6 protein-coding genes and 2 pseudogenes are annotated in these 6700 nt (G+C 75.4%); 4 read left to right on the top strand and 4 right to left on the bottom strand.

All coding sequences use genetic code 11. The features are described from left to right. Nucleotides 1–101 (top strand): annotated as a pseudogene (locus tag LFA75_RS24255) (IS982 family transposase); the annotation flags it as partial. A 19-nt stretch (nucleotides 102–120) separates the two neighbouring features. Here the strand turns inward: LFA75_RS24255 and LFA75_RS00140 are convergent. After that, nucleotides 121–894, bottom strand: coding sequence for an ATP-binding protein (locus LFA75_RS00140; RefSeq protein ID WP_225231757.1), 774 nt, complete (start codon nucleotides 892–894; stop codon nucleotides 121–123). Nucleotides 895–1045: 151 nt separating this feature from the next. Here LFA75_RS00140 and LFA75_RS00135 point away from each other — a divergent pair, with 151 nt between their 5' ends. Next, nucleotides 1046–1534 (top strand): ATP-binding protein, encoded by a 489-nt coding sequence (locus LFA75_RS00135; protein ID WP_225231756.1) that lies wholly within the window; start codon nucleotides 1046–1048, stop codon nucleotides 1532–1534. 123 nt (nucleotides 1535–1657) lie between these two features. On the opposite strand, the gene LFA75_RS00130 is transcribed toward LFA75_RS00135, so the two are convergent. Further along, a complete protein-coding gene (locus LFA75_RS00130) occupies nucleotides 1658–2569 on the bottom strand; it encodes a coiled-coil domain-containing protein (RefSeq protein ID WP_225231755.1) in 912 nt (303 codons plus the stop codon). Between the two features lie 178 nt (nucleotides 2570–2747). Beyond that, nucleotides 2748–4085 carry an AMP-binding protein gene (locus tag LFA75_RS00125; RefSeq protein WP_225231754.1) on the bottom strand — a complete coding sequence of 446 codons (1338 nt, stop codon included), beginning with the start codon at nucleotides 4083–4085 and terminating at the stop codon, nucleotides 2748–2750. Between the two features lie 57 nt (nucleotides 4086–4142). Between LFA75_RS00125 and treZ the strand changes: the two genes are divergently transcribed. Both treZ and LFA75_RS00115 read left to right on the top strand, forming a co-directional pair. Further along, nucleotides 4143–5687: a malto-oligosyltrehalose trehalohydrolase gene (gene treZ / locus LFA75_RS00120; RefSeq protein WP_404820922.1), complete on the top strand. Its 1545-nt coding sequence runs from the start codon at nucleotides 4143–4145 to the stop codon at nucleotides 5685–5687. Then, nucleotides 5687–6412 carry a dihydrofolate reductase family protein gene (locus LFA75_RS00115; RefSeq protein WP_225231752.1) on the top strand — a complete coding sequence of 242 codons (726 nt, stop codon included), beginning with the start codon at nucleotides 5687–5689 and terminating at the stop codon, nucleotides 6410–6412. The genes treZ and LFA75_RS00115 overlap by 1 nt, the downstream gene beginning before the upstream one ends. Here LFA75_RS00115 and LFA75_RS00110 read toward each other — a convergent pair. Further along, a pseudogene (locus LFA75_RS00110) lies at nucleotides 6402–6700 on the bottom strand (hypothetical protein); the annotation flags it as partial. The gene LFA75_RS00115 and the pseudogene LFA75_RS00110 overlap by 11 nt on opposite strands.

Genomic DNA, 6700 nt, shown 5'->3' with positions numbered 1-6700 from the left:
CACGCATCGCTCAACGACTGCTGGCCCTGACCGCCGCGATCTGGCACAACCGCGCCACCGGCCAACCAGTCACAAGATCACTGATCGCCTACGACCACTGATCCAATCGGACTTACTCATCTAGGGGGTGGGCAGGTCCTCGTCCTCCTCCACGTCCACGACGACGCCGGCGCCGGCCAGCGCGGTGCGCGGCTGGTCGGCCGCGGCCAGCACGTGCAGGCTCCAGCCGTTGGCCCGCCCGATGGCCGCCACCTCGGCGACCACGCCGACCACCACCGCACCCACCCGGTCCGCGGCGGCCAGGTCGAGCACCGCGGGGACGACGCCACCGCGGGACGCCTCGAGCAACCGCAGCCGGACGCCGGCCGCGACGTCGTCGGGCAGCGGGCCGGTGGCCACGACGCGGGGCACCGGTCCGGCCCGGTCCACATGCAGCAGGGACAGCTCGTCGGCCGAGGCCGTGGCCCGCTCCGGGAGCTCGCGGGCGGGCACGCGCAGGGTGACCGTCGTCCCGCCGGGGCCGCGGGCGACCTCCACGTCCTCGAGCAGCTGCTGCATGATCAGCAGCCCGCGCCCGCGGTCGCCGGGGTCGACGTCCGGGGTCCGCCACCCGCCGTGGTCGGCGACCACGGCGGTGACCCGGCCGTCGTCGTCCCGGGTGACCCGGACCTGCATCGGGCCCTCGGCGCCGGGCGGGTAGGCGTGGTCCACCGCGTTCGCGCACGCCTCGCCCAGGGCGACCTGCAGCGCGCCGCCCACGTCGGCCGACACCTGGGCGTCGGCCAGCCACCGTCCCAGCGCTCGTCGGACGGTGACCAGGGAGGCGGGCACCGCGGGGAGGTCCAGGACGAGGGGGACGGCGCGTGGACGGGGGTCGCCCGGGACTGCGCTCATCACCGGCCATCCCACCCCACCGCACCGGACCCGGCAACTGCGGGGGCCACCCGCCCGGGGCAGGGGTCGCGCACGACGGGCGCGCGTGCGGGAGACTGGTCCGGGCGCCCGTGGCGGGCGCCCCGACGACGAACGAGGAGCGAACCAGCCGATGGTCGACACGACCGGGGGCGCGAGCGCGCGCCGCACCGCACGCCTGGAGCTCCGGGGGCCGACGTCCCGCACCCCGCTGCCCGCCGTCCGCGCGATGACCGGTGACCTGGCGATGCGCATGGACTTCGACCTCGACGCCGTGGAGGACCTCCGCCTGGCCGTCGACGAGGCCAGCGCCACCCTCGCCGCCATCGCGCAGCCGGGCACCCCGCTGGTGACGGTGTTCGAGGCCGGCCCCGAGGGCCTCGAGATCCCCGCCTGGGTGTCCACCGCCGCCGGCACCGACGTGCCGCGCGACGGGTTCGGCTGGGCCGTCATCGCGGCCCTGGTCGACTCCGTCGAGGCGGGGCCGTCCACCCAGGCCGACGTGCCCGCCGGCGACGGCAGCGACGGCCCGGTGGCCAGCATCACCCTGACCAAGGAGCTCCCGCCGGCCCTGCGGACCGCACCCGGGGGCGGCGGCGCCGACCTCTCGGTGGCGCGGTGACCCGGACGGCCGACCTGGCCACGACCACCTCTGTGCCCAACTCCGACGTGCCCAGCTCCGACGTACCCAGCTCCGACGTGGATGCCGTGACGACACCCGAGAACCCGCCCGCCCCCGGCTCCTTTAACACTCTGAAGCGGTGGGGGCGGTGGCCACCGGGGTCGACGAGCCGCCCCCGGAGGACGGAGCGCCACCGGACGAGGAACCCGACGACGACGAACTGCTCGGGATCGTGGCGACCGGGGCGCGGCGGGTCGGCACCGCAGCGGCGGCCGCGGCGGCCGCGGCGGCCTGTTGGCGGGCGGCCTCCCGGGCGCCCTGCAGGCCGTACAGCGTCTGCTGGGCCGAGGTGAGCTGGGCCTGCAGGTCCGCGGACTGGGCGGAGATCGTGTCGGCCTGTGCGCGGGCCGAGGACTCCTGCGACTGCGCCGACGCCAGCGACTGCTCGGCCTCGGCCTGCAGCGTGGTGGCGGTGGCCAGTGCGCCGGCCGCCTGCGTCTCGGCGTCCTCGGCCTGGCCCTGCAGCACGGTGAGCTCGGTGAGGACGTCGGAGCGCCCGGCGCCGGCGGCCTCGAGCAGCGCGGCGCGCTCGATGAACTCGCTCGGGCTGCCGGAGGTGATCAGGGAGGCGAAGCCGGGGCTGGTGGTGCCGCCCATGTAGCTGGAGCGGGCGAACTCGTCGACGGCGTCCTGGCCCTGGTCGCGGGCGGCGTCGGCGGCGTCGGAGGCCGCGACGGCGGCGGTGGAGTCGGCCTGCGCCTGCTCGGCCGCGGCCTGCTTGTCCTCGTAGTCCTGCAGGGCGATCTGGGCCTGCTGGTGCGCGGCGTCGGCCGAGGCCTGCGCGGCGGCGAGCTGGGCGGAGATGGCGCCGACCGCGGCGGCGGCCTGGTCCCGGGCGGACTGCGCACCGGCGATCTGGCTGTCGCTGGGGTTGGTGGGGGCGGCTGCGGCGGTGCCCGGAGCGATGCCGATCGCCAGGACGGCGGCGACGGCGAGGCCGCCGGCACGCATGGCCAGGCGACGACTGGCGGACAACTGATGACGCACGGTGCACGACCTCCACGGGCCGCACGGGGGCCGGTCGGTGGACCGTCCCCGCGCAGCGCTCTCGACCTCACGGGTGCACCGCCTCGCAGCGGTGCCACGTGTCCCGTCGTCCAGGTCGAGGGAGGCCTTGACCGGGTCTCACCCGGGTGGGTGAGACCCCGGCCGGTCAGTTCACCTGGCGCTCCTGCCCCTGCCAGAAGCCCTCGCGGAGCTTGAACTTCTGGATCTTGCCGGTCGCCGTCCGCGGGATCGCGTCGCGGAACTCCACCCGCTTGGGCAGCTTGTAGCCGGCCAGCCGGGTGCGGCAGTGCGCGATCAGCTCGGCCTCGGTGACGGTCTCGCCCTCGGCCAGCACGACCAGCGCGGTCACCATCTCTCCCCACTTCTCGTCGGGGGCGCCGATGACGGCGACCTCGGCGACGGCCGGGTGGCTGAAGACGGCGTCCTCGACCTCGATGGAGGAGACGTTCTCCCCGCCGGTGATGATCACGTCCTTCTTGCGGTCGGAGATGGTGAGGTACCCGCCCTCGTCGATGGTGCCGCCGTCCCCGGTGTGGAACCAGCCGCCGTCCAGGGCGTCCGCGCTGGCGTCCTCGTTCTCCCAGTAGCCGGCCAGCACCGTGTTGGACTGCGCGAGCACCTCCCCGGACTCGCTGGTGGTCATCCGGGTGCCCAGCGCCGGCACCCCCGCGCGGGACAGCGCCTTCGCCCGGTCCAGCGGGGCCAGGTCGTCGTACTCCGCGCGCGGCCGGTTGACCGTGAGCAGCGGGGCGGTCTCGGTGAGGCCGTAGATCTGGTTGAACTCCCAGCCCAGCTCCTCCTCGACCCGGGCGATGGTCCGCGAGGGCGGCGGGGCGCCGGCCACCACGATCCGCACCTGGTCGCGGCCCGGGACCTCGCCGTCCCACTCGGCCGCGGCGTCCAGGACGGCGTTCCACACCGCGGGCGCCCCGGCCATCATCGTCACGCCGTGCTCGGCGACCCGGCGCAGGATCTCGGCCCCGTCGATCTTGCGGATGGACACCTGGCGGGCGCCCACGCCGGCCATCGAGTAGCCCAGGCCCCAGCCGTTGCAGTGGAACATCGGCAGCGTGTGCAGGTAGACGTCGCGGTCGCTGACCTGCATGTGCATGCCGAACACGACGGCGTTGGTCCAGATGTTGCGGTGGGTCATCTGCACGCCCTTGGGGCGGGCCGTCGTCCCCGAGGTGTAGTTGATCGTGGCGGTGGCGTCCTCGTCGGGCTCGGACCAGGGCCGCGGCTCGGTGCCGAAGTCCAGCAGCTGCTCGTACTCCTCGCCCAGGACGAACCGGTGCGGGGCACTGACCCCGGCCAGCGCGGTGTCGACCTCCGGGTCGACCAGCAGCACCGAGGCCCCGGAGTGCTCGACGATGTAGCGGACCTCCTCGGTGGACAGCCGGAAGTTCACCGGCACGCAGACCCGGCCGTGCGAGGGCACCGCCAGCAGCATCTCCAGCAGGCGGGAGGAGTTGTGGCTGACCACCCGCGACTTCCTCGACCGCGCCGAGCTCGTCTACGGCCACGCCGCCAGCCCGACGGTGTGCACGGGCCGACCCGCCGCTTCGACCCCGCCGCGCACCGCTGGATGGACCGGGCCTGGACCGGGCGGCCGCTGGCCGGCGGCGTGGTCTACGAGCTGCACGTGGGCACGTTCACCGAGGCCGGCACCTTCGACGCGGCCGTCACCCGGCTGGACCACCTGGTGTCCCTCGGCGTCAGCTTCGTCGAGCTGCTGCCGGTGAACGGGTTCAACGGCACGCACAACTGGGGCTACGACGGCGTCGCCTGGTACGCCGTCCACGAGGGGTACGGCGGGCCGGCCGGCTACCAGCGGTTCGTCGACGCCTGCCACCAGCGCGGTCTCGCGGTCATCCAGGACGTCGTCTACAACCACCTGGGCCCGTCGGGGAACTACCTGCCCGAGTTCTTCCCGGTGTTCAGCGAGGGCGGTGCGAACACCTGGGGCGACTCGGTCAACCTGTCCGGGCCGCACTCCGACGAGGTGCGCCGGTACGTCATCGACAACGCGCTGATGTGGCTGCGGGACATGCACGTCGACGGCCTACGGCTGGACGCCGTGCACGCCCTGGTCGACGAGCGGGCCACCCACGTGCTCGAGGAGCTGGCGGCCGAGGTCGACGCGCTCAGCGTGACCGAGGGCCGACCGCTGACCCTGATCGCCGAGTCCGACCTCAACGACCCGCGGATGGTCACCCCGCGGGCCGCCGGCGGGCTCGGGCTCACCGCGCAGTGGAGCGACGACTTCCACCACTCGCTGCACGCCGTGCTCACCGGCGAGGGCCAGGGCTACTACCGGGACTTCGCCGAGGGCGGTCTGGCCGGGCTGGCCAAGGTGCTCACCGGCGCGTTCTTCCACGACGGGGCCTGGTCGTCGTTCCGCAAGCGGCACCACGGCCGCCCCGTGGACACCGACCGGCTGCCGGGCTGGAAGTTCCTGGCCTACCTGCAGGACCACGACCAGATCGGCAACCGGGCCACCGGGGACCGCATCTCGGCCGCCCTGTCCCCCGGCCTGCTCGCCGTCGGCGCCACCATCACGCTGACCAGCCCGTTCACCCCGATGCTCTTCATGGGCGAGGAGTGGGGCGCCGGCACGCCGTGGCAGTTCTTCACCAGCCACCCCGAGCCCGAGCTCGGCAAGGCGACCGCTGAGGGCAGGATCGGCGAGTTCGCCGAGCACGGCTGGGACGCCGCCGAGGTGCCCGACCCGCAGGACCCGGAGACGTTCACCCGCTCCAAGCTCGACTGGAGCGAGCTCGAGCAGCGGCCGCACGCCGACCTGCTGGCGCTGCACACGGCACTGCTCGCGCTGCGCCGGGCCCGCCCGGAGCTGGTGGACGCCGACCTGAGCCGGGTGCAGGTGGACTGGGACGACGCCGACCGCTGGCTGGTCGTGCACCGCGGCTCGCTGCGGGTGGTGGCCAACCTGTCCGGCGAGCCGCGGGAGGTCGACCTGGACCGGCCGGTGACCGACGTGCTGCTGGCCACCGGCGAGCTCCCCGAGGTCGACGGCGAGACGGTGACCCTGCCGGCCGAGTCCGCCGCGGTCCTGGCCACCCGCTGATGCGGGGCCTCCTCCCGCCCGGCGGGTCGCCGCTGGACGGGACCGCGCTGGCCGAGGCCTACCGGCCACCGGCCGGGCGGTGGGTGCGGGCCAACTTCGTCCACGCCCTCGACGGGGCGGCCAGCGTAGACGGCGCGTCCGCCGGGCTGGGGTCCGACGGCGACAAGCGGGTGTTCGACGTGCTGCGGGCCTGGGCGGACGCCGTCCTCGTCGGCCACGGCACGGCGGCGGCGGAGGGCTACGGCCCGGTCGACGGCGACGCCGGGGTGGTGCAGCTGCGGCGGGAGCTCGGCCGGCCAGCCGGGGCACCGGTCGTGGTGGTGAGCCGCCGGGCGTCGTTGGCGCCCGGCGACCGCCTGGCGATGCCCTCGACGTACCTGGTGACCTGCGGCAGCTCCGACGCCGACCAGCGGGTGGCCCTGGCCGCGGCCGGGGTCCACGTGCTGGTCTGCGGGGACGACGACGTCGACCTGCCCGCCGCCCTGGACGCGCTGGCCGCCGAGGGCCTGGAGCAGGTGCTCTGCGAGGGCGGCCCGGCGCTGTTCCGGTCGGCCGTCGCGGCGGGCGTGGTCGACGAGCTGTGCCTGACCACTGCCCCGCTGCTGGCCGGCGGCGCCCCGGGCGTGCTGGGCGACCGGGGGCTGCCCGAGCCCGCGCCGGTCCGGCTGACCCAGCTGCTGGAGGAGGACGGCGTCCTCTTCGCCCGGTACGCGCTCAGCCGCTGAGCTGGTCGCCCTCCACCGGGCCCGGTGCCGGTTCGCCGCCGTCGGCGGGGACGTCGGGAGCCGCGGTGGTGGGCGCCGGCTCGGTCCCGTCGTCGGCGCCGGATCCCCCGCCGAGCCACCCGGGCAGCGGCAGCGGGAACGGGAACGGCAACGACCACCCGCCGGGGGCGACGCTGGTCGACGGCGCCGCGGTGGGCGCAGCGGAGGTCCCGGCCGTCGGGGTGGTCCCCGCAGCGTCCGACGACGCCGCGGTCTCCTCGGGCACGGGGGTCGGGTCGGCGCCGGGAC

It is taken from the genome of Klenkia terrae (genome assembly GCF_900491935.1).
GTDB lineage: Bacteria > Actinomycetota > Actinomycetes > Mycobacteriales > Geodermatophilaceae > Klenkia > Klenkia terrae.
This window is presented reverse-complemented; position numbering and strand designations above follow the sequence as displayed.